This window comes from Mesorhizobium sp. WSM4819, assembly GCF_055811215.1.
Window position 1 is genome coordinate 47,528 of sequence record NZ_JBVVQO010000030.1, and the last position, 21,998, is coordinate 69,525.

Consider the following 21,998-nt stretch of genomic DNA (forward strand, 5'->3'; position numbering starts at 1 on the left):
CCCGAGGGGCAGGTTGACCTTCGATGGCGGTGGCGACGGGTTCCGGGTCGAGATAGCCTGTGCCCGGCTGCACGATGGAGCGCGAGCCTACGCGGTTAACCCTGACTCCCCGACGTTCCGCGTGGCCTGGGTCAGCGGGGACGTGGACAACGCCTTTGGCGTCGCCTTGCAGGAGCGGATACCCGGTTTGGATACCGTGCGGAGCACGGTCTTTTCGGCCGGCAGAGGCAGCCGACAGGCGTTGGCAACCGGCCTGGACTGGGGCGCTACCTATTATTTCGTGCAGCGTGCCGAGCTCGCCGCGAGTGTGCCGCCGCAACTCGCAGTCTCCCGTCTGGCTGACCTGAAGCAATGGAGCTGCCTGCTGGTCACGCTCCCGCAGGTGGCCGACGAAGGGCTGGCCGAGTGGATCAGGCGGGCTACCGGTTTGGCGGTGCAACAGGCCAAGCGCCGGTGGGGCGTGGTGGCACCGCCCATGCACCTCATCGACACATCGGCGCGCCTTGTCCTGGACACCAGGGGCGAACTCACCTTGGCGATCCATGCAGGCGATGGCCACGGTGAAGCAATCCTGCTGCGCGCACGCAGCGGTGATAACAATGCCTCCGTGCCCCTCGCACGGGGACAATGGCAATTCATACGGGTTAGCGGCTTTCCGGCGACCGAGCCGCCTGTACTGGAGGCTGAGGGGCGGCTATTGCCAGAGGTGCTGGTCAGACCTGTTGTGCGAGCTGCAAGGGGGGCTCTTCTGACCTTCGGTTCACGCTCGGTTTCGGCGAGCACGGCCGAGGCACGGCCACTACTAGAGCAGGTGCGGGCCGGCTCGATCGACCTTTCTGGCCTCGATGTTCCGCGCGGACTTGTTCCGCGCCTTCGGTCACGGCTGGCGGGAACTGTCGATTGGGCCGAACTCGCCTTCGCGACCACCGCCGCGGAACCCCATTCGCTAACCGAGACAGTGACGACGGAAGCCCTCGCTGAACTACAAGACGCGCTGCGTGACACTAAACGCGACGTGGTATTGGACTTGGGTCCGTTCGGCGGATGGTGGTTCGATATGTGGTTGGCCACGGCCGGGCCGAACCGGCACCTGCCGCCAGCCACCCGTGCGCACGCCCGTTGGGTTCTCGCCGCCGCTGGACAGGCGGGGGTCGCTTCAAGGTCGCAGTCCGACGAGGCGCTTTCGACCGCAGTGCGCGCCCTGATTGCGCCGCGTTGGCTTGAGGCTCACCGCAATCTTGCCTTGACCCGGATTCGCGTAAACAGGCACGCAACATGACCCAGCCGTCGCCTACGCCCCAGGCTGTCAAGCGGCTACGCGCGCTTGGTGACCGCGAACTGCTGGCCTTCTTCAACGAAGTGACCAGCAAGACCAACCGGGAACTATTGAGCGTGCTGCCTAGTGTTGACGGCTTTCGCAAGGATAGTGCCGCCAGCCTCCCGAAGCGCAAGCAGGCGCTGCTCTATCACTTTCTCAAGAAGGGCGGCGCTCCAAAGGCCAACAAGGAGCACGCTGACCTGGCCTATTATTTTCTGTGGCGGGCGTGGGCGGAACAGCACCTGAAGGATGTCGAGGGTCTCGCCGCGTTGCTCGACGCGATCGAGAATGCAACTGCAAAAGACCATCCACAGGTGGTCACGGACCAGCCACAAGCGGAGATTGAAGCACTCTTCCGCAGCCTGCATGAACAGTCCTTTCTCAACAATTGTGCTGCAGAGACGATTACGCGGCTACTCCAATTTAGCCCCTTCGAAACCACCGATGCGCTTGAAGGGTTGGTAAGCAGCGCCAAACCGCTGATGGCGGTGGAGAGAGACCGGGCGCTGTCCGTCCTGCCGCACCGTCTGCAGGGCCACGAGGAACTCTTGAACAGCCTGCAGGGCGACGTTGAAAGATTGACAGGCGAGGTGGCGCGATTGGCGGAGACCGTGGCCGGTCTCATGGCCCGGCCGGCTCCGGTCGTCGGAGAGGGTGTCCCTTCGCGCGCACTAGAAACGGTGCTTGCCCAACTGGCGGCTGTGCGGAAGGAATTGGAAACCCATGGCGAGGCGGTGGCGAGAGTCAGCGCCGCGGCAGACGGGCGTCTGCAGGCCGTTGAACGTAACGTGGCCGACCTCGAGGCGCTCTGGAGCGACACCGAGGATCGGGCAGGCAAGCACACCACGGAGCTTGAACAACAGCTTGCCGAGATCACCGAGAGGCTTGGGCAACTGGCGCAGAACGCCAGCCCGGCTCCGGTGCAGACCGACGCACCAACCGTGGCGTCCACCCCGTCGCTGCGGGTTGTGCCACTGGAGCAATGGCCGGATCCGATCAAGGCCCTCGCGACGGGTACAGAGGCTGCGGCCCTGCTGACATCGAATTACGCTGCGCTTGGCCTTAAGTCTCCGGGCGCCGCGGTCTTTGCGGAGGAAGTGCTCGCCGCTGCCGTGGCCGGCAGGGTGCTGTTTCTCAAGGGATCATTCTCGACAGAGCTGGCCCGTGCGACGGCAATGGCCCTCGCCGGGAAGAATGTGGTGCGGACGCGGGTGCCGGTCGGTTTTGTGGATGCAACGACGTTCGACACCGATGTGGTGGGGGCACTTGGCAAACAGGATAGCACGATCGCGGCACTGGTGCTGGAGCGAGTCAACAATGCACCCTTCGAACTGCTGGCCGATGCGATCGCAGACCTGATCAGCGACGCAGGCGTCTTGGTGGTGGCAACACTCGCGGACGGACTTTCGACATTTCCGGAGCAGCCGCTCTATCTCCAACTGGGACCGGTGTTCGACGCGGATGTGCTGGACTGGAGCATTTTCCCCAAGGCAAACGCCACCGTCACCGCAGGGGAGCTGGCGTCGCTCGATCCCAAGGCCTTGTCGATGCAACTCTCCAGAGGCAAAGCCCAAACGGAAGAACTGCTGAGGCTTTTGCGGCGGGATCGTTCGTTGCGCAACCCGCGCATCGAGCGGACTGCAACAGCCTTCATGTCCATGCTTGAGGCTTTCCGTACTTCAAACGCGCCTACCTCGCTCCAATCCACCTCCTATGGCTGGCTGTGGCCGTTATGGCGCATGACTGGCTTGGCGCCGGAGGACATCGAGGAGGAACTCGATGGCGGGCGGATCGATAGCGAGGACCATGTAGACACGCGGCTCCAACTCCTGCTCGACGTTGCCGGTATCAGGAGGGAGTAGCACCGAGATGGCCCTGTCACTGCGTCTCCTTTCCGCCTCCGAGGTGTTGGCGAGTGCGATGGTCGGCTTGTCGATTCAAGGCCCCCCAGAGGCGGTTCGGCGCGCGTTCATTGCGGCGCACCTCCACGCTGCATGCGATGCAGACGGAGCGCGGGATGGTCATGGCGTGTTCACGGGGCGCCTCACCGACATGATCGAAACGAATCTTGGGGGCTTGCTCGCGCCTGCCGAGGCGCGTCCGCTGGCTAACAAGGTGCTGGAGGCGCTTGAGGAAACGGGCGACCTTTGGCGGTCACCTGGAGGCTACTGGAAGTCGACACCTCCGCGCGCCGTTGCACTATCGGGTGGCTTGTCCTTCTTGCTGGGCGCTCTCCCGTCAGGCGGATTTGTCGCGGCAGGTGTCATGCGCTATGCGAATGCCGGCGCCACGCAGATGGTCGTGCAGAGCTTTGATGATTGGCTCGGTCGCACCGAACCCATCGGCGTTTGGATGGGCAAGGCACTCAAGATCTATCGCCCACGTCTCCAGCAGGCGGTAATGCCAGCCGACCACCTCGAAGTGTACGCTCCGGACCAAGCCGTGCGGCAGTCGCGATCACGCTGGATAAATGCCCGCGAGGTTGAACTTGCCGGTGTTTCCTTGCGGCTGTGCCGGGCGCAGGCAAAGCCAACGTCGCTCTACAATCGACCGTACTATCTCGGAGAGTTAGAGCCCACGGCCGGCGGGCTATTACTGCGGCGCGCAACTTCCGTCGACCATGGACACGCGCGTCGGTTCCGCTTTGCCTACGATGACGCGCTTCGCGCTACACGCACTTTAAATGCCAGGCGGGACAATGATTTGGTGCAGGTTACGCTGGCCAAGGATCTGCCCATGGAGGAGGCCCGCGTTCTGGCGCTTGGGTGGGAATGTGAAGGCCCAACTCCCCGGTCAGTCCGCTCCATGGCTTTCCCGGTCAGCGCCATGCCGTTCGTCGCACATGCGCTTGGGCGGCTTGGGATAAGACTGAGAGGGGGAGTGTGATGAGCAACGGGGTCGAGCAGAGCGAGCACGGAGTACACGCCACGGTTGGCCGGCTGGGCGCAAGCCTGCGCGGCTACATTGAGGCGCAATACCACGTGCGCAACCAAGCACTCATCCAAGAGCGGCGGCTGCTGCTGCAGGAGGACGGTGCGGTCGCGCAGGCTCCATTTGTTGAGTCTACTCCGGTTTATGAACTGGGGGCTCCCTATGACCAACTTGAGCTGCCACCAGCGGTGGCAAGGGTGTTGGCGGAGCTTGCAGCGGCAAAAGTCGGCTTGTTTCCCCGGCCCTACGTCCATCAGGCGCAAGCCCTTGAGAGGTATTTCGCGGGCTCTGATCTCATCGTCGCCACCGGTACCGGCTCGGGAAAGACCGAGAGCTTTCTGATGCCGATCATCGGCCAACTGACGCAAGAGGCACACGATCGGCCAGCCACGGCGGCGCTGCCGGGCTGCCGTGCCTTGCTGCTCTATCCGATGAACGCTCTGGTCAATGATCAACTGGGCCGCATTCGCCGGCTGTTCGGCGACGAGGTTGCATCGGCTATTGTTTCGACGGGTCGCGCCCGGCCGGTGCGCTTTGGCAGTTACACCGGCCGATCGCCCTATCCAGGACTGCGCTCGGCCAAGCGCGACGGCGAGCGTATCGAACCGCTGTTCGAGAGCTTTTACCTGCCCCTGATGGCGACTCCCGAGACAGTGTCAGGCCTTACCAAGATTGGGCAATGGCCGTCAAAGGACCTGACCGCGTTTTATGGCAAGCAACACGAGGAACTGAAGCCCAACCCAAAGGGCGGTGCACCACGGCGCTATCGCCACTGGGATCGCCGTCTGATCACCCAGCCTGGCGACCGCGAGATGATGACTCGCGATGAAACCCAGCGGGCATGCCCGGATATCCTTATCACCAACTACTCGATGCTCGAATACATGCTGATGCGGCCAATCGAGCGGTCCATTTTCCAGCAGACGAAGGAGTGGCTGCACGCCGACAGCGCCAATGAGCTGATTCTGGTGCTCGACGAGGCGCACATGTATCGGGGCGCTGGCGGTGCGGAGGTTGCTCTGCTGATCAGACGCTTGCTCGCACGTCTTGACGTGCCACGTGAGCGCGTGCGCTTCATCTTGACCAGCGCCAGCTTGGGGCAGGGTACAGCCGCTGAGGCAGCGATCGACGAGTTCGCGCGCAATCTCACTGGATTGCCACGCCAATCGCCGCGTGGGTTCGCGGTTATCACCGGTACGCGTGAACAGCGCCACGGCAGCGGCCAGCCTAGCGACCGCGTGACCGACGTGCTCGCGGTTTTTGATTTGGCAGCTTTCGAACAATACGCAACCCATCCAGAGACTGCGCGAGACGCGGTAGCCGCGTTGGCCGCTGGGTTGGGCTGGTCGGAACCGACGTCGGCCGAAGACCTGCCCGACTACTTGTTTGCCAACCTTACCGGTTTTCCAGTGCTCGAAAGGCTCATCGAGCTTGTATCCGGCAAGGCCCTCGCGCTGGATACCCTGCAGGAGCAACTGTTTGAGCACCATCCCGACGGTACTCGCGCACTAGCGGCCCTGCTTGCGCTGGCCCCCTTTGCGCGCCGCAAAGCGGACGACCGCGTACTCTTGCCCACCCGCCTGCACATGTTCTTTCGCGGCCTGCCGGGGCTATGCGCCTGCGTCGATCCGAACTGTTCCCATGCACGCCATCAGGGACCTGGCCGGATTCTCGGCAGGCTGCACACCCACCACCGCCGGCAGTGCCAGTGCGGTGGACGGGTCTTCGAGCTCCTGACGCACCGTGAGTGCGGTACCGCCTACTTGCGGGGCTACGCAGATGGACCGCAACCTGATTTCCTCTGGAGCACGCCGTCCGGGCCATTCCGTGAAGGTCGCCAGCCGCCGCTAGTCGAGGTGGAAGTGCTGATGGAACCGCCCACCCCGAGCTTTCTCGACTGCGTTTCCGCCTGGCTCGACATCCGGAGCGGCCGTCTTGATTACAGCACCGAGCGGCCGGCAGAAGGTTTTATCCGCGTCTATCTGCCCACCCAGAACCAGGACTGGGTCAAGAACGGCGTAAGATTTGGCAATTGCTGTGCCTGCGGTGAACCAACTCTGCGCAGTGAGACATCCACTATTATGGACCACGCCACCAAGGGCGAGGCGCCTTTCGCAAACTTGGTGAAGACGCAGTTGGACAGCCAACCGGCTTCGCGGACCGAAACCCGCGAGTATCCTAATGGCGGTCGCAAGGTCCTCCTCTTTTCGGACGGCCGGCAGAAGGCGGCCCGGTTGGCTCGGGATATTCCGCGGGAGGTAGAGCAAGACATTTTTCGGCAAGTGTTGGCGCTGGCCACACGGGCGCTGCTCCAGGCGGGTCGCGAACCGCGGCCTGACCGCGGTCTTTACATCGCCGTGCTCAAGGTTCTGAGCGACAGTAATTTGCCAATCTTTGACCGGGAGGACGCGCAGACGATCGAGGACCAGGTGAAGCGCCTCCAAAAGGACCATGCAGACCAACCTATCGAGGAATTGCTGGCCGACTTCGACCCTGGACCGCCGCCCAGCCGCTACAGGGTGGCTCTCCTCAGGCAACTGTGCGGCCGATATTACTCGCTGGCCGGCACGACGGTGGGTTGCCTCTTTCCGGCCCGGCGCTCGCTGGCGAAGCTTGTTAGTGTGGCTGCCCCTTTGTTTCCAACGCTTTCCGCCGCAGACATGTCCGGCCTGGCCGCCGCGTGGCTGATGCATGTGGCGGACGGCTACGCCTTTGACCATACCATCGAAGGCAACGTCCGCGGGTCGGCGGCAGGCCGCTGGAGGAACGCGTGGGGCAGCAACGGCGCTTTTCCGAGGGGAATCCGGCCCGCGCTGGCCGCCGCCCTGCAGATCGACCTGGCGACCCTCGGTTTGGTCGAGAAGGAGCTCGCGAACGAACTGGGGCTGGCTGACTCCGCCGGCGCGATCTTCATCGATCCCGCCAAGGTCATCGTTCACATCGACCTGGACATGACCTGGCATCATTGCAACGACTGCACCGCGCTGTTGCCGATGACTGTTCATCGTCATTGCGCGGCTTGCGGTTCAGGATCCCTGGAATCGGTCACGCCTTCCCAGAGCGAGTATATCAGGGCACGCAAGGGCTTTTGGCGTGCGCCGGTGGAACGTGTGCTGACAGGCGGTGCGCAACTGCGCAGTATTTCAGTCGAGGAACATACCGCCCAATTGTCAAACCGCGACAATGCGCGGGTACACGCGACCACCGAACAATTTGAACTGCGTTTCAAGGACGTCCGTATCGCGAAGTCAGACAAGCCGATAGACGTGCTGAGCTGCACCACGACCATGGAAGTGGGTGTCGATATCGGCTCCCTGGTTGCGGTAGGCCTGCGCAACGTGCCGCCGCAGCGGGAGAACTACCAGCAGCGAGCCGGCCGGGCGGGACGCCGCGGCTCGTCGCTTTCAACCGTGCTGACCTATGCGCAGAATGGCCCTCACGACGGCTACTATTACAACAACCCGGAACAGATCGTCGCTGGCGATCCCCGCAATCCCGACGTCAAGGTCGACAACCCAAAGATCGCGCGGCGCCACATCGTCGCCTACCTCTTCCAAACGTTTTTCCACAACTACATGGACCACCACGATGTATCCGTCGGGGCGGGATCGTCTGCCCTGTTCCGGGCACTTGGCAAGGCTACGGACTTTTTCCTCGGCGAGCCGATGTCGGGGCTCGATATCGCAAGCTTCGACATGTGGGTGCGTCAGGAGCTTCTTGCGCCAACCGGCCAGTTGCGCCCTCTGATTCGCAACTGGCTGCCGGACGACCTCCGCGTCGTCCCCCGAACGATCGACGCCTGGATCGGCGAAGAGGCCGCGGACCTGCTGGCGACTCTCGCCCGTTTCCGGGCTGAAATGGCAGCAGCAACCGCAGCAAGTGAAGGTGAAGCTGCCGAAGGCGGCGAGGAGGAGGAGGACCGGCGTTCCGAGCGCGAGGCCATCGCTGATCAAGAACTGCTGGAGTTCCTATTCGCCAAGGGTTTGCTGCCCAGCTATGCTTTCCCCACGGACCTATCGAGTTTCCTTGTGGAGCGCCTGATTCAGCGCAACAACGAGTGGAAGATGGAGGTCGTCGAACGGCCGCAGCAGTCCATTGGCAAGGCACTGAGCGAATATGCCCCCGGACGCCTGATTGTCATCAACAAGGAAACCTATCGCTCCGGCGGGGTGGTCGCGAACACATTGCCCGACGTCGAGAATCGTGCCGAGGCGATCTTTGAGGAACGTCACACTTTGGTGCACTGTGAGAATTGCAGCTTTGTTGCGGATTTGAATGACGTTACACAGGGCGGGGCGCGTTGCCCGGTGTGCGAAAGCGACCTGAAACACACCCACATGGTGGTGCCCCAGGTCTTCCTGCCGGAGGAAGGCAGGGCGCTCAAGGACGATGATCGCGATCAGGACATTACCTACGCGACGGCCGCGCAGTTTCCCGTCCCGGTGGGTAAGGATGATCTGCCCAGTCTGCGAACCGTCGGCCGCAACGTCATGTACGTAGTCACCACTGACCGCCAGTTGGTGACTGTCAACAAGGGACAGGAGACGTCGGGCGGTCGCAGCGGATTCTGGATCTGCAACCAGTGCGGACGCGCCTCGGTCGACGAGCAGCCGCACGCGTCACACAGCCGACCCTACAAGATTGAGTTCTCGTACGGGAAGCCGAGGCCGGCTCATCAGTGTTCTGGTACCTATGAAAACGTGTTTCTAGGCCACGTCTTCTCCACCGATTTGCTGTTGCTGCGTATCAGCCTGAGGCAGCCGCTTGTCACCGAAACGGGAGACCCCTTGCAGTTGAGGATACTCGAAGACGCCCTGTACTCGGTTGCCGAAGGCTTGCGCCTTGCAGCCAGCCGGCATCCACAAATCGATCTCGATCCTTCTGAGTTCGGTGCTGGGTTCCGTATCGTCCCGAACCGGGAGGATGACACGCTGCTGCTCGACGTCTACCTTTACGATACTTTGTCCGGTGGTGCCGGCTACGCCGATCTCGCGGCGAGGAACATCGAGGAAATCCTCCAGCAGACCCTCACGCTATTGGAGGAGTGCCCCGCCCACTGCGAGCAGTCATGCGAGAGTTGCCTGCGGCACTATCATAACCAGTACCTCAAGGAACGTCTTGACCGAAACCTCGGTGCTGAACTGCTCCGCTACGCGCTCGACGGCACGCTGCCTAAGGAGAAGGCACCGGCAGCGCAGGCCGGTTTGCTGCGCAACCTCAAACGGCTGCTCGAACTGGAGGGTTTTGAATGCAGGAGCCCGGCGGAGATCCATGGTGTCGCAGTGCCGCTCGTCGTAGGTCACCGGGAACGACAGGTCGCCATTGGCTTGCGCCCGGCGCTGCTGGCGCCGGAATGGCAGGGGCACTCGTTCGGGCAACTGCCCGCGGTGACATCCACCATGGTGCTCAATGAGTTCATCCTCGGGCGCAACCTGCCGGACGAACATCAAATGGTGCGTAACGCGCTTCTAGGTAAGCAGTAGTCCGGCAGTGGATCGAGTTTGCTCACGCAGCCTCGCCCCTGAGCGCGGAACGCCCAAGCGCGATAACTGCCCTGTTGAACTGCTCAATGTCGTTGCAAATCCGTTCGGCTAGAGAGGGCAGATATGACGCAGACAGGTCAGTCCTGGTGACCTCTTCGATGCGCTCACGGATGGGTTCTTTGCCGAACGGACCATAAATTATCTCATCGAGTCCGTGCGAAAACTCGAGGGTTTCAGCATCTTCACTCAAGCTGTCGCGCGCAATGGTAAGTCCTTGAATAAGATCGTTCACCTCAGGCCCGGTGGCTTTCAACTGTTCCCGCAGCCGCTCTTGGTCCTGCTGAGTGCCTCGACCAGCAGCAATCGCTTCGAGCGACCGCAACATCCCCGATCGGAAGAAAGATAGCTGCCCCGCCTGGCTGGCGTGTTGATGGACCGTATTGGCCGTGATGTAGGCGCCGACTAGTTCGCGAACAGCTCGGTCCAAACTGGCAAACTTGGCACTATGCTCATTTGTGCGTTGAGAGATATCCTTCTCCCATTGACCTCGTTCCTTCTCTTCCTTGGGAGGATGGGTGACCCGAAGAATGTTGGTCACAAGGTCTGCACCAGGGATCAGTCCCGCAATACCTTCGGCTGCACCGCGCAGCAAAGCTCCACCTGGATGTGCTTGTGGCGGCTCGATAGGTTTGTGTGAATCGGTCATCTGCACCTCCCAGTACTTGGCAACACAATATCACGGATAGGACCGGCGATGCTCGATTACTTGTTTTGGCTGGGGAGGGGCCATGCACGTGGCCGAATCTATGCACCCCGACGCCTTCCGACCTTCAACACAATGACAATCGCCACGACCAACACGGACGCGGCCAAGACGCCGTAAAACCCTTCGGCTGCTATTGCAAAACCCCAGAAGTCGATCGTGATCTTGTCCATTGGTTCGGTAGCCTTCAGCAAATTCCAGGTTCAAACGACAGACTGAACCGTCTGCGCTCGTGTTGCGTTTTACGGCGCAAGCATGAGGCACCCTTGCAGGCGTCAAAGGCAAAAGGACCATTTTAGAAAGTTATTCTACAAACCGAGATTTTTCCGTCCCAATCGAACCGAAATCGTGCCCTTGCCGAACCTGACGCGCGCCGGGCCGGCGTCAATTGCCGTTTCTCAGGTGGTGTGCTGTCTCAACCCCATTTTTTAGCGCGGCAACGTAGCGATTGTGCTCCTCCAAAGCCTTCAGCGTGGCTCCCATGACGGTGGATTCCGTCATGCGCTGCAATTCTCGTTGAATGGACGATTCGTGGAGACCCAGCGCTGTCCTATGCGCCAATGAGTCCAAGAGACCGTGTACTTCCCTGTGGAGTGGCGTATCGAAATATCCAGCCGCGGCCTTTTGGACAGCTGTCATTCCGAAAAAATTGTAAATACCCGCCGTCTCTTTGGCCATCCTCAGAAGGTTCTCACTAGCCGAGCCGGAGCCGGATGAAGTCGTGCGCGAGGCCGCTCGCGCAGCTCTCGTTGCCGCCGCTTCGTCAATGAACTTCTGTCCGTTCAGCTTCCAACGGCCCTGCCATCGACGGATCAAAGTCACGTCTGTCTCCGGACGTGAAACGGGCATACTACTGAGGACCCGTCTCATGGCCGTAGTCGCCTTCATGGCTGGATTGTCCAGCAAGATACCGGCGACCTTGGTAAGGGCCTGATCGTCGTTCTTGACGCCGCTGCCAATCGGGCGGCCGACGCGGCGCTTCAGGGTTTTTTCCATTGCTTCGCCTCCATGTTGGTGTCGGTCTGCTCCGTTCGCTCGCTGATACTGTCGCAACGGTTTGGTTCCTCAAGCGATTTAAATAGCTCCGCTCAGTTTATAAGCGCGGAAAATTCGCGTTCGCGAATCCAAAAGCGCGGAAAATTCAGCTACCGATAATTTTCCGCGCTTTTAGGGTTAGACAGGGAGGCTGAGCGCGAAAGTGCCCGTCGGCGGGCCGTTGTCGGCAGTCGCCTTTTCCACCCAAAACGGTCCACGGCACCCCTTGCAAGGCGGACAGTCCAGCTAGCATCTGCGGTCCCGGCACCTGTGGCACCATAGAAATGGTCGGCGGCCATCCCTACTGCCGCCAGCAGCGGGTGCCCCAATAGCGTAGTGCGATCCTACGACTGTTGGACCGCGCGATCGCTCAGAATGGCTTTTTCAAACCAATCAGGCATTTTCTCCTGGCCACCAACGACATTTTCCGGAACGTCTCGCCAGAACGCGACAATCGCGTCTGAGAACGTCTGAAACTGGTCATCACTGACCTTGAGGTTCGTGTAGTCCACCAAGTCCAAAGTCCCTGGCAAACCCGAACCACTAAGCCGATCGTCGAGATACTCAGGATACGTCGCCTTCAGGTCCTTCAGAGATGGTCCGTCGCCATGCTTGTAGACGTTGACCACCAGCCGGCACGCGTCGAGCGCCTTGAAGTAGTCCGTGCTCCGGACCTTCCAGCCGAAACTCTCCAGGAGGTCTGCGATCTTGCCGAAATCCGCTGACCAGACTTTCGCGGTTGCCGTGTCGCCTCGGTGCCAGCGCCGTGTTTCCCGCACCAGCCAGTCCCGCAGCTGTTTCTCCCACTCGTGGAACATCCCGGCGACGACGCTCAGCCGGGTCTGGTTGCGCATGTCGCTCAAGAGTTGATAAAATTGGATGCCGGCGTCGCGGGCAGCCTCATAGAAATCCCCTGAATCGTGCAGGTCGGGATCAAACCGGTCATTGCTTTGCTCCAGCCAGTCCTCGGCCGCCTTGTCGGCTTCCTCTTCCATGTTCTCGAACTGTGACAGCACGCGTTTGCGGGCCTGTTCGACGTAGAACTGGTGGCTGCTAATCAGGGACTCCCGTGAGGGTCCCCACATCTGGAATAATGCGTAGTTTCTCATGCTGGTGCCTCCCATCCAATAGGCGTTAGCACATTACTATGAGGGCCTGCGACCTTACCTTCCTATGCCTCGAACGGGAGCTTTTTTATTGGCAAAGGGGTGCCCAGCACCCATGTCTGACCGGCGAGGTCCGGGGTTGCAACTGCAGGAGGGATTGATGCGGCCGCAGGCGTAGCCGAGGCTCGGCCTTCTTGCGGGCGCGAGGGCGGCGCCCCTTAGCGTATTTTCATAGACGGCCATGCTTGCGCTACCCGCCTTGTGAATTTTCGAACTGAGCTATGGAGGCGATGGAATTTCCGCGGATTTCGTACACGGCCTTACTCGCGCTGCCCGCCCTAGGATGCGGCTGCTGAGAATGTCATAGATGGTCGAGCTGGCGCTACCGGCCTTGTAGGTCTTCTTTCCGTTGAAACGGCTATCGTTCGCAGTCATTTCCCGAGCTCCAATTCTGCATATGACAAAACCCATTATACAGATGTTAGCCTTCTGAGCAGGCACTGCCTACATCCGAACCTTAGGTGTTTCGAGGTTCTCATCATCTACAATGCAGAAAATGAACGACTTTGCTGGTGCGCCCAGCTTCGCTTGGCCGCTCTCGCTGCTATAATCGTATGAAGCATTTCCGGCTTGAGATGCGTATATCGTAGCAACATCTTCCAATCCTTGTGACCCGTGACCAGCGCTGCTTGTTCAATCGTGAATCCGGCCTCGAAAAGGCGGCTTGTCCCGTCGTGGCGCAAGTCATGAAAATGAAGGTCGTGGATGTTCAGTTCTGCGCACCCTCGACGGAAGGCGGTCCCGACTGACTTATGACTGAATGGGAAAATTCGATCATCATCGTTGTTGCGCCTTGCCCGCTACTCCGCGACAATGGCCCACGCATCGTATTCGGTTGCCGCGAATAATGGTATGCGCTGATTGTTGCAATTCTTGTTCAGAGGATCTTTGCGGTCACGGATGAGAAGCATCCGGGTGCGAGAATCCAAGTCGGACCAACGCACTTCCTCCTGGCGCATCGCGGTCGCGACGGCGAAACGTATGACCTGGCTAACGGGTGCTACCTGACGAGGATTTGCATCGAAATGTGCGATTAGTCTGTCGAGCTCATCCTGAGTAGGCCGCCTGTCGCGCTCATGCCCTTTGCCAATGAGGCCAAGCCTCTTGACGGCGATACGCGCGAGATCAACTGGTTCGACCTTGACCGCTAGGCCGTGCACCGCTGCATCAGGCCGATATCGATGCCTAGAGTCACCAGTCCAGCGCCTTGGGCAGCGCTATCGCGACCGAAAGGTCACGGGAGTGCGGCTCGGGTAAGATAACTTGGTGAGGACAAAGCAGGCGGTTCGACGCTAAACTTGGGAGCTCCATATTGCCTGGTGAACTGTGCCGATTGGGCATCGATGCGCATTTCGCAACAGCCGGACAGGGGTTCCGCAAAATTCTCGGACAGTGTTTCGCCATCTCGGGCAGTTTGGCGGCGACGGTCCTTGGGTGCCTTTGCGTTCACGGATGGTGCTTTCGCCGTTTCCGGCCGGTCAAGGGGCGCGGCATTTTTGCTCCCGCATTCTGTCGCCCTGGAGCACGATCCGATGTGCGGGTGCGTTTGCACGATCCGTTCGAGAATGGCGTCGGCGAAGGTGCGATGTGGTCGTGCCATCTCGCCACCGGGACTTGGGCGGTGCGGCGATATCGTTCCTCGACGATTTCGAACAGATGCGAGCGCTGTTGCTCGGTAAGAGAGTGGGTTCCGAAGCCATCGAGGACGAGCAGTTGCGAGCGGGTGATCCTGATCGAAGGCGTGGGAAGCGTCCACCGGGATGGGCGAGCGCAATCCTCGAACAGGGCGGCACGCGCACATAGAGCACCGAAACGATCGAGCCCTGCTGCTTGCCGGCCGAAGGCGCCGGCCAGCCACGACTTGCCGGTTCCGGTCTGCCGGCGATGATCAGATTCCCATGGCCGTCCGGGATTTAGCGCAATCGCTGTCCGCGCTTTCGCCGCTGCCCCTGAACGAGTGGACGGTCCGATACGGCTCGCGAGGAGCATCAGGTACGAGAGGCGGCTTGTCCCGTCGGATCGGCTTCCTCTTCGGGAATGTCGTCGAATGACGAGTAGTTCAGATTGTAGAGTTTGGAATAGAGCCCGCCCATAGCCATCAGTTTGTCATGGTTGCCGGTCTCAATAACCTGGCCGTTCTGAAGCACGATGATGCGATCGGCACCACGGATTGTGGCGAGACGGTGGGCGATGACAAGCCCGGTGCGGCCTTCCAGGAGTTTTCTGAGAGCTTTCTGGATGAGCATTTCCGTGTAGCTGTCGATGTTGGCGGTGGCCTCGTCAAGAACAAGGATCTTGGCGTCGGCGACGAGAGCGCGGGCGAAACTGACAAGCTGGCGCTGGCCGAGAGAAAGATTGCCGCCGCGTTCGCCGAGTTGAGTTTCATACCTGTCGGGAAGGCTCATGATGAAGTCGTGGGCTCCGACCACCTTGGCGGCCTCGATCACCTTCTCGCGCGTGACTTCCGTCTTGCGGTAGCGGATGTTCTCGAAAACCGTCCCGGTGAACAGAAACGGCTCCTGCAGCACCATGGCGATCTGGTTGCCGAGCGATTCCTGTGTGAGATCGCGCACATCATGTCCGCCGACCAGCACTTGGCCTTGCTGAATATCATAGAAGCGATGGACGAGGGCCATCGCGCTCGATTTGCCAGAGCCGGTCGGCCCGACTAAGGCGACCGTCTCGCCGGGATTGACCCGGAAAGAGACGTTTTTCAGCACCGGCTGTTTGGGATCGTACCCGAACGTGACGCTCCTGAACTCGACCGAGCCGTCCATTTCGGGCGCAAGGATCCTGGCATCCGGTTTGTCCTGGACCTCGATCCTGACGTCGAGCACATCGGTCAGGCGCTTGCCGGAGGCCATTGCGCGCTGCATGACGGAATATTGCAGAGTAAGTGAGCGAATTGGGTCAAAGAAGCGTTGGATATAGAATATGTAGGCAACCAATACGCCCACATCGACGCGGCCATTCATGATCATGGAGCCACCGACCACAATGACGACAGCCATGGCGAGGCCGGTGAGGCCATCGATGATCGGGACCATGACCTGTGCATATTTGGCAGCGGTCAGGTGGGTCGTGAGGTCGGCATGTGCCTTGTCGTCATACAATACGAAGTTGACGTACTGGCGGTCCATGGACTGGACGGTTCGGACGCCTTGAATCGCTTCGGCCAATGCGCCGTTGACGACTGAATTGGTCTCTTGTGCAGCCATGAAGGCCTCGCGGGCACGCGGCAGCCACACGATGCGGATAATCAACAGGGCCGGCAAGACCGAGAGCGTCAGAAAGCCGAGGTTGAAGTTGACCGACAGCATTACGAAGATGATGCCGAAGAGAAGCGCAATGTCGCCTACGGAGTAGATCGAGTTTTCGAGAAATTCGTGGATAGAGTTGACGTCGCCCTGAAGGCGAGACATCAGGCGTCCTACCTCGGTTTTGTCCATGAAGGAGAGCGATACCTTCTGCAGATGGGCAAACATGGCGCGGCGGATGTCGAAGAGGACGTTCTCGGCCATTTTCCCTACCACGGTTTCTTGCGCGTAGGCGGCGCCGAAATTAACCAGAATGGCAAGCGCAAACGCGATGGCGGCCTCAAGCAGGGCGAAGGCATCAGCGCCTGCCGGAGTTATGGCGTGGTCGATCGCGTAGCGGATGATCAGCGGGATGAGAAGCTGCGTGCCAGTGAAAATCAGCAATGCGGCAAGCGAGACGACCGCCATGGCTCGGTAGGGACGAACGAAGGCCCATATGCGGCGAATGATGTTCTTGTCGAAAGCCCGGCCAAAGATCTCCTCCTCGATGCGATGGGACCCGACGACCGCGCGCGGAGGGCGTCTACCGCTATCATTCGGTTCGATTTCGAGTTCGTTGGCGTGCCGCTTGGCCATCAGGGAGCGCCTCCAAACGTGGTCGCAATGTCATCTCCCGGGCGCAACTGAAGATCATAAAGGGCTTTATAGCGTCCTCGCTTGGCCAAAAGCTCTTGATGGGTGCCGCGTTCCACGATCTCGCCGTTGTCGACAAACAGAATCCGGTCGGCGTGCTTGAGTGAACTCAGCCGGTGGGCGATGATGATCGTCACCCTATCCTTGGCGAAACGCCTTATCGCCGCGCGGATGCGCTGCTCTGTGGCGGCGTCGATCGCGGCCGTTGAGTCGTCGAAAACGACGATTGATGGGCGCAACATCATCGTGCGAGCTATGGTGAGACGCTGACGCTGGCCGCCAGAGAGAGAGGCGCCACGTTCGCCGACGACCGTCTTGTAGCCAGCGGGGAGGCCGAGAATGTAATTGTGCAACTGGGCGGATTCGCTAGCGCGCTCGATCGGCCGTTCCTTCGCCCAGGGGTCGCCATAAGCGATGTTGTTCTCGATCGTGGTTGTGAACAGGAATGCATCCTGCTGTACGACCGCGACCGCCTTGCGAAGTGATGCGAGGGTGACCCCGCGGATGTCCTGCCCGTCAAGCATGATGGTGCCACCAGTGACGTCGTAAAAGCGGGGGATCAGGTGAGCAATTGTCGACTTGCCAGAACCCGGCGGACCCACGATCGCGATCGTCTCGCCCCTACGGGCGCAGAAGGTAATATTCTTTAGAATGACGCGGTTTCCGGTGCCGGGATATGCAAACGAGACATTGTCGAAGCGCAGAGTTCCTTCACCGATCTCGAGCGGTCTTGCACCCGAAGCATCCCCGATCGTGATGTCCTGGTCGAGCAGACTGAAGAGGCGCGAACCGCAAGTGTAAGCGCGGGCAAAGCCGTTGACCATCAGTCCGATTTGGCGGACGGGCATTTGCAGGATCGTCATGAACGTCAGGAACGTCGTGAGCGTTCCAACGCTGATCTGGCCGGCGATGAGTTTGTCGCAACCGACCCAGAGGACCAACCCCATGGCGACAAAGAAGGCGAGGGTCATTGCCGACGTGTTGGGCACGTACACGTCAACCTGCTCGTGCGCGAGTTCGAGCGCGTTTGTCGAGGCGATGTCGAACTTCGCCATCTCATGAGCCTGTGCCGAAAACGCCCGGACAACGCGGATGCCCGCGAGATTTTCCTCCATCACGCGGCCCAGGACGGAAAGCCGTTCCTGCAGGTCGAGCCAGATGGCGCGTAGCTTAAGCTGGGTGACCGACGATCGCCAGGCTACGAAAGGCACGAAGCTCAGCGCGATCAAACCGAGCACCGGATCGGTTGAGATCATCATGCAGGCGCCTATCCCGATTAGCATGGTGAGCAGAAAGAACCTAACCAGGGCGGTGGAAAAATACATCCGCACGCCGTCGAGATCGAGGATGCCGAGGGTGATCAGGTCGCCTGAATGCACCCGGTCGTGAAAGGAAAAGCTCAGGCGCTGGACCTTGTCGTAACAAGCAAGCCGCAGTTCGTACGCGACGTGGTGCCCGACGGCTTCGGCAAAGTAGTTTTGCGCCATCGTAAAGAGGCCGCGTAGCATACTCGCGCCGAGCAGCAGGAGAGCAGGAGTCCAGAGGGCTTGTTCTGCAGCCGTCACCGTGACACCGCCCCCGATGGCTAGTTGGGTCTGGTCGACAGCCCGGCCGAGAAGCTGGGGAATGAGCAACTGCAGGATTACGGCTACCATCGTCGAACCGATAGCTAACGCGACCTGCCACGGGTGCCTCAAATTCATGCGCGTAATGCGCAGTAGCGTGCTCAAGCCCCGGCCCCACCCGGCCGCTTTTACATGCGCGGACGATTTGAGAGAGGTCGTGCCAACAGCATCACTGCCCACCGAGTGCCCCCGACTGAATTTTGCGCCTTCGGAAGCGAGCCGGTCGACTCACATCAAAGACGTCCCTCCAAGTGGATCCTGGCCACCATCGGCTCAACATGCTGATCCGGCGAGTTGCGCCACGGCTTCGCTCGCTGGCATGTCGATCACCGTGATTCCGCTTGCGGCAAGGAAACGGGATTCGTTTCTGGTCAGCGTTTGCCCGTCCATTATCGCGTAATGGGGGCCTTCTGAGCGCTTCATGATCTGCCTGGCGTAAGTGCGCAGCATCTGATCATTGAAGCGGCAGCCGACGAAGAAAAAGCCCCGGTCGACGCGTCGTTCCTTGACCACGTCAGGGATAGGCGTCTGGATATCGATTTCAGTCAGGGCTTCGACATAGTCGGAATCGGCAATGAGGAAATTTGCGGCCGGCCTAATACTGCCATGTGGCGCATAGAGAACCGTCTTCGTCGCTGCTCCAGCCTCGAGTTCCCTTCCCGACAAGTCGTAAGTTTTGGTCCAAATGTCGCCAACTTCGTTCGCCCGCGTAACGCCTTGTATCTCGACGACCTCGGTTCGGCCGGCCTCTGCCAGCGCCGCGCGCATGGCGCCTTCGTACCAACTGTCGATGATGAGAGAGAGCGGGAGTTTTGCGAGCCAAGCGTGGAGGATGCTCGGCGCCGCCGGCCCCGCAAATATATCAGTCATCCAAGCTTGAAGTGTGCGGCGATGCCGGCGCTGTTCGATGAACTGCGCGACCGACCACATATTGGTGCGGATCTTCGAGGGGGCTGGCGCCCGCGTGTTGAGTGCCTCGGCAACGGCTTCGGGGGTACACGGCACGGGCGGCTCAGCAGAGCTGAGCCGGAGGAGACCCGGACCGAGATACGGGATCACCTGATCGGAGACTAACGCTCGTCTGGCCAGCTCAAGCAGCTTTCGGGCAAAACTGTCCCGGACGACGACTAGGTGGCCCGAGGTCGGGATCGTGTTCATGCTCGTTTCCTCTTGACGCCTCTCATTGACGGGCGGCATCAGTCCCCGTCGGAAAGCTTCCTTGCCTCGACGGTGATCGGCAGACGCGTATGCGGCGGAAGATCGGGAAGGAGGAGCCGCCAGCCGTTCCTGAGCGTTACGACCCCGCCCCACAGGTCCTGGTTCTCGAGCTTGATAATCGGCTCCTCGAGATCCTTTTTGGGGACATACGCCGACAACCCGGCCTCGGTCCTGCGGATCATTACTTTCATGCGGCCGTTCCTTTATTGGCGTTTTCTTCGGCACTGCAGGGAGCGTCGGCTTTGTCGAGGCTCGTCAATTCACGCGTTCGCATGCCGACGACCGTCCCACGGTCGATCCATTCGACCGCGTAGATGAAGAACTGCTGTAGAAACGTGCCAATGTCGCGCACATAACCCTCTTCGCCCTTGCGCACGAGATTTTCGCCGATCTCCCTGCCAGGATAGGTGCCGTCATTCTTAATGTGGCGAGTGGCACGGACCCGTTCTCCCGGCTGAAATTGGGGAGGTCTGCGGATTTCCACCTCCTGTTCGCGTGCGGGCCGCATGGCGGTTCCTTCGTTCTCTGAGGCTAGTGTCATTGATGAGGCGCGCAGACATTCCCCGGGGCAGCCAGTTGTGTGGGTACCCAGTGGACTCAGGCAGGAACGCAGGTCTTCGGCACAGGACACACCGAAGCACATTGCTGAGTGTCGAAAGCTCCCTCGCATTCGGTGCACTTCTGCAGCTCGACCACGTAGCTCTCGCCTTTGAACTTGATCGCACCCGACGGGCATTCGAATTCGCAGGCGCCGCATTGTGTGCATTGGGATGCGATGATCTTGAAAGCCATTTTGATTCCTGATTCGAGTAAATGAGATAGGTTCAGGCCGTCGCGGCGAGTGCCTGGACGCCGGACTCGGCGGCGTAAATCGAGCTGATTGCCGTTTCGATGTAGTCATGGCCGTAAGCGTCGGTTGCTCGGATACCGGCGGCCGCGAGCTGATCCTTGGGGCAATCTCCAATTTTGACGCAAAGCACTATGTCTACGCCTCCAAGTGCAGCGATGACCCCGTCGAGAGTGGCCTTCTCGCCCCAACCCCCGAGGCAATACTGCTCAACCTTGCGGTGCCCGATAAAGTTGATCCCTATCGGCGACGCTTCATACACCTGGAATTCCTTGGCATGGCCGAAGTGTTCGTTAACGCGGCCGCCGCCCTTAGTCGCCACCGCAACGAGGAGGGACTTGCCGGAGCTCGTTGTCTTGACCATTCCGATCGCTTCGCTCCTGGCTGCCAGGCGATCACGGCGCTCCTCCGTGACCAGCTCCCGATAGGCTTCGCGCTTGCCGGCATCGTAGGTGAGCTCGCCGGGAATCTGGTCCAGTGTGAATTCCTGGCCACGATCCTCACCCAGCAGGCCGACGGCATCTGCCCGGCACTGCCGGCAGTGGCGCATCAACTTGGCGCCGCCTTCAAGACGATCCTGAAGAGCCTTCATCTCCATTGCATTTGGACCGCGCTGCCCGGTCAGTCCGTAGTGCGTGCCGTGCGCCGGGTCGGAAATCAGAGGCATGACGTTGTGCAGGAACGCGCCGCGCTGCTTGACCCACTTATTCACCTCAATCAGGTGCTGGTCGTTCACTCCAGGGATCATCACCGAATTGATTTTGGTGAGGATGCCGCGCGCGCTCAGCATCTCTAACCCCAGCATCTGCCGCTCGTGCAGAATTCTGGTGGCTTGGATGCCGACGTAGCGGCGATGGTCGTAAAAGATCCAGGGATAGATCTTTGCGCCGACTTCCGGATCGACCATGTTGATCGTGATCGTCACGTGATCGACATTCATGTCGGCAAGCTCGTCAACGTGGTCCGGCAGCGCGAGCCCGTTCGTAGAGACGCAGAGCTTGACGTCGGGGATTTCCCTGACGACGCGTTCGAACGTCGCCTTCGTCTTCTCCCAGTCGTAGCAGGCATCGCCCGGTCCGGCGATCCCAAGCACGGAAAGCTGCGGCACTTCATTGGCGACCGCGATCACCTTGCGTACTGCCTGATCGGGCGTCAGCTTTTCCGAGACAACCCCGGGCCGGCTTTCGTTGGCGCAATCATATTTGCGATTGCAGTAGTTGCACTGGACATTGCAGGCCGGCGCTACGGCGACGTGCATGCGCGCGAAATAGTGGTGCGCCTCTTCTGAAAAGCACGGGTGATCCTTGATCTTGTCCCAGATGGCCGGATCCACATCGTCCGGCCTTGTCGTCGACCCGCAGGAGGAAGATGCGCAGCCACCCGACTTCGCGCTCACCAGCAACTGGTCGGAGAACCTCGCGTCAACTGAAATCACCGGTGCGGCCATTGAAGGGCTCCGTTACGGGTTAACGTCGCGGTTCGAAGCGCAAGAGCAATGCCAACTGAAAAGGTGGCGCTAGTTCACGAATTGGCTTTGCGCGTCGGATATCATGGAGTTGCTCCGACATAGCTTTGTCGGACTTCTAACAGGACTATGTTAGAAGGTGAGGAAGACGACCCGGCCGGACATCAGTTCAAGATAGAAATCCCGCGTCGGCCGCT

16 protein-coding genes are annotated in these 21,998 nt (G+C 60.3%); 4 read left to right on the plus strand and 12 right to left on the minus strand.

All coding sequences use genetic code 11. The features are described 5' to 3' along the window. Positions 1-13: 13 nt before the first annotated feature. From AC0L18_RS23525 to AC0L18_RS23540, 4 genes are read left to right on the plus strand one after another with little or no spacing between them, the layout of a single operon-like run. On the plus strand, positions 14-1,279 hold the full coding sequence (locus AC0L18_RS23525; protein ID WP_473494397.1) for a hypothetical protein: 1,266 nt from the start codon (positions 14-16) through the stop codon (positions 1,277-1,279). Continuing rightward, positions 1,276-3,180: a hypothetical protein gene (locus AC0L18_RS23530; protein WP_473494362.1), complete on the plus strand. Its 1,905-nt coding sequence runs from the start codon at positions 1,276-1,278 to the stop codon at positions 3,178-3,180. The genes AC0L18_RS23525 and AC0L18_RS23530 overlap by 4 nt, the downstream gene beginning before the upstream one ends. A gap of 7 nt (positions 3,181-3,187) precedes the next feature. Further along, a complete protein-coding gene (locus AC0L18_RS23535; protein ID WP_473494363.1) occupies positions 3,188-4,204 on the plus strand; it encodes a hypothetical protein in 1,017 nt (338 codons plus the stop codon). Further along, entirely contained in the window at positions 4,204-9,732 is a 5,529-nt protein-coding gene (locus tag AC0L18_RS23540; RefSeq protein ID WP_473494364.1) for a DEAD/DEAH box helicase, read from the plus strand. Before AC0L18_RS23535 ends, AC0L18_RS23540 begins: the two co-directional genes overlap by 1 nt. 22 nt (positions 9,733-9,754) lie before the next feature. On the opposite strand, the gene AC0L18_RS23545 is transcribed toward AC0L18_RS23540, so the two are convergent. The 12 genes from AC0L18_RS23545 to nifB all read right to left on the minus strand — a co-directional run bounded on the left by AC0L18_RS23545 (position 9,755) and on the right by nifB (position 21,783). Next, positions 9,755-10,438: a hypothetical protein gene (locus AC0L18_RS23545; RefSeq protein WP_473494365.1), complete on the minus strand. Its 684-nt coding sequence runs from the start codon at positions 10,436-10,438 to the stop codon at positions 9,755-9,757. Positions 10,439-10,879: 441 nt separating this feature from the next. After that, positions 10,880-11,491 carry a hypothetical protein gene (locus AC0L18_RS23550; RefSeq protein WP_473494366.1) on the minus strand — a complete coding sequence of 204 codons (612 nt, stop codon included), beginning with the start codon at positions 11,489-11,491 and terminating at the stop codon, positions 10,880-10,882. 383 nt (positions 11,492-11,874) lie between these two features. Continuing rightward, positions 11,875-12,639 (minus strand): hypothetical protein, encoded by a 765-nt coding sequence (locus tag AC0L18_RS23555; RefSeq protein WP_473494367.1) that lies wholly within the window; start codon positions 12,637-12,639, stop codon positions 11,875-11,877. Positions 12,640-13,178: 539 nt separating this feature from the next. Next, on the minus strand, positions 13,179-13,466 hold the full coding sequence (locus tag AC0L18_RS23560; RefSeq protein ID WP_473494394.1) for a tyrosine-type recombinase/integrase: 288 nt from the start codon (positions 13,464-13,466) through the stop codon (positions 13,179-13,181). A gap of 676 nt (positions 13,467-14,142) precedes the next feature. After that, positions 14,143-14,685, minus strand: a complete 543-nt coding sequence (locus tag AC0L18_RS23565; protein WP_473494368.1) for an ATP-binding protein — start codon at positions 14,683-14,685, stop codon at positions 14,143-14,145. Next, positions 14,685-16,589, minus strand: a complete 1,905-nt coding sequence (locus tag AC0L18_RS23570; RefSeq protein WP_473494369.1) for an ABC transporter ATP-binding protein — start codon at positions 16,587-16,589, stop codon at positions 14,685-14,687. The genes AC0L18_RS23565 and AC0L18_RS23570 overlap by 1 nt, the downstream gene beginning before the upstream one ends. Beyond that, the gene (locus tag AC0L18_RS23575; RefSeq protein WP_473494370.1) at positions 16,589-18,451 is read right to left on the minus strand and encodes an ABC transporter ATP-binding protein; all 1,863 of its coding nucleotides are present in this window, start codon (positions 18,449-18,451) and stop codon (positions 16,589-16,591) included. Before AC0L18_RS23575 ends, AC0L18_RS23570 begins: the two co-directional genes overlap by 1 nt. Before the next feature lie 93 nt (positions 18,452-18,544). After that, positions 18,545-19,429, minus strand: coding sequence for an SIR2 family NAD-dependent protein deacylase (locus AC0L18_RS23580; RefSeq protein ID WP_473494371.1), 885 nt, complete (start codon positions 19,427-19,429; stop codon positions 18,545-18,547). A gap of 38 nt (positions 19,430-19,467) precedes the next feature. Then, on the minus strand, positions 19,468-19,680 hold the full coding sequence (gene nifT, locus AC0L18_RS23585; RefSeq protein WP_473494372.1) for a putative nitrogen fixation protein NifT: 213 nt from the start codon (positions 19,678-19,680) through the stop codon (positions 19,468-19,470). Then, complete coding sequence (locus tag AC0L18_RS23590; RefSeq protein WP_473494373.1) at positions 19,677-19,997, minus strand: nitrogen fixation protein NifZ; 321 nt, start codon at positions 19,995-19,997, stop codon at positions 19,677-19,679. The genes nifT and AC0L18_RS23590 overlap by 4 nt, the downstream gene beginning before the upstream one ends. A gap of 89 nt (positions 19,998-20,086) precedes the next feature. After that, positions 20,087-20,281, minus strand: coding sequence for a 4Fe-4S dicluster domain-containing protein (locus AC0L18_RS23595; RefSeq protein WP_008878193.1), 195 nt, complete (start codon positions 20,279-20,281; stop codon positions 20,087-20,089). Positions 20,282-20,313: 32 nt separating this feature from the next. Next, positions 20,314-21,783 carry a nitrogenase cofactor biosynthesis protein NifB gene (gene nifB, locus AC0L18_RS23600; RefSeq protein WP_473494374.1) on the minus strand — a complete coding sequence of 490 codons (1,470 nt, stop codon included), beginning with the start codon at positions 21,781-21,783 and terminating at the stop codon, positions 20,314-20,316. Positions 21,784-21,998: the final 215 nt, after the last annotated feature.

Coding starts and splice junctions, on each gene's coding strand:
- AC0L18_RS23565 (WP_473494368.1), bottom strand. CDS start 14,685: ATGCTCCTCGCGAGCCGTATCGGACCGTCCACTCGTTCAGGGGCAGCG.
- AC0L18_RS23535 (WP_473494363.1), top strand. CDS start 3,188: ATGGCCCTGTCACTGCGTCTCCTTTCCGCCTCCGAGGTGTTGGCGAGT.
- AC0L18_RS23570 (WP_473494369.1), bottom strand. CDS start 16,589: ATGGCCAAGCGGCACGCCAACGAACTCGAAATCGAACCGAATGATAGC.
- AC0L18_RS23530 (WP_473494362.1), top strand. CDS start 1,276: ATGACCCAGCCGTCGCCTACGCCCCAGGCTGTCAAGCGGCTACGCGCG.
- nifT (WP_473494372.1), bottom strand. CDS start 19,680: ATGAAAGTAATGATCCGCAGGACCGAGGCCGGGTTGTCGGCGTATGTC.
- AC0L18_RS23540 (WP_473494364.1), top strand. CDS start 4,204: ATGAGCAACGGGGTCGAGCAGAGCGAGCACGGAGTACACGCCACGGTT.
- AC0L18_RS23545 (WP_473494365.1), bottom strand. CDS start 10,438: ATGACCGATTCACACAAACCTATCGAGCCGCCACAAGCACATCCAGGT.
- nifB (WP_473494374.1), bottom strand. CDS start 21,783: ATGGCCGCACCGGTGATTTCAGTTGACGCGAGGTTCTCCGACCAGTTG.
- AC0L18_RS23590 (WP_473494373.1), bottom strand. CDS start 19,997: ATGCGGCCCGCACGCGAACAGGAGGTGGAAATCCGCAGACCTCCCCAA.
- AC0L18_RS23595 (WP_008878193.1), bottom strand. CDS start 20,281: ATGGCTTTCAAGATCATCGCATCCCAATGCACACAATGCGGCGCCTGC.
- AC0L18_RS23580 (WP_473494371.1), bottom strand. CDS start 19,429: ATGAACACGATCCCGACCTCGGGCCACCTAGTCGTCGTCCGGGACAGT.
- AC0L18_RS23555 (WP_473494367.1), bottom strand. CDS start 12,639: ATGAGAAACTACGCATTATTCCAGATGTGGGGACCCTCACGGGAGTCC.
- AC0L18_RS23550 (WP_473494366.1), bottom strand. CDS start 11,491: ATGGAAAAAACCCTGAAGCGCCGCGTCGGCCGCCCGATTGGCAGCGGC.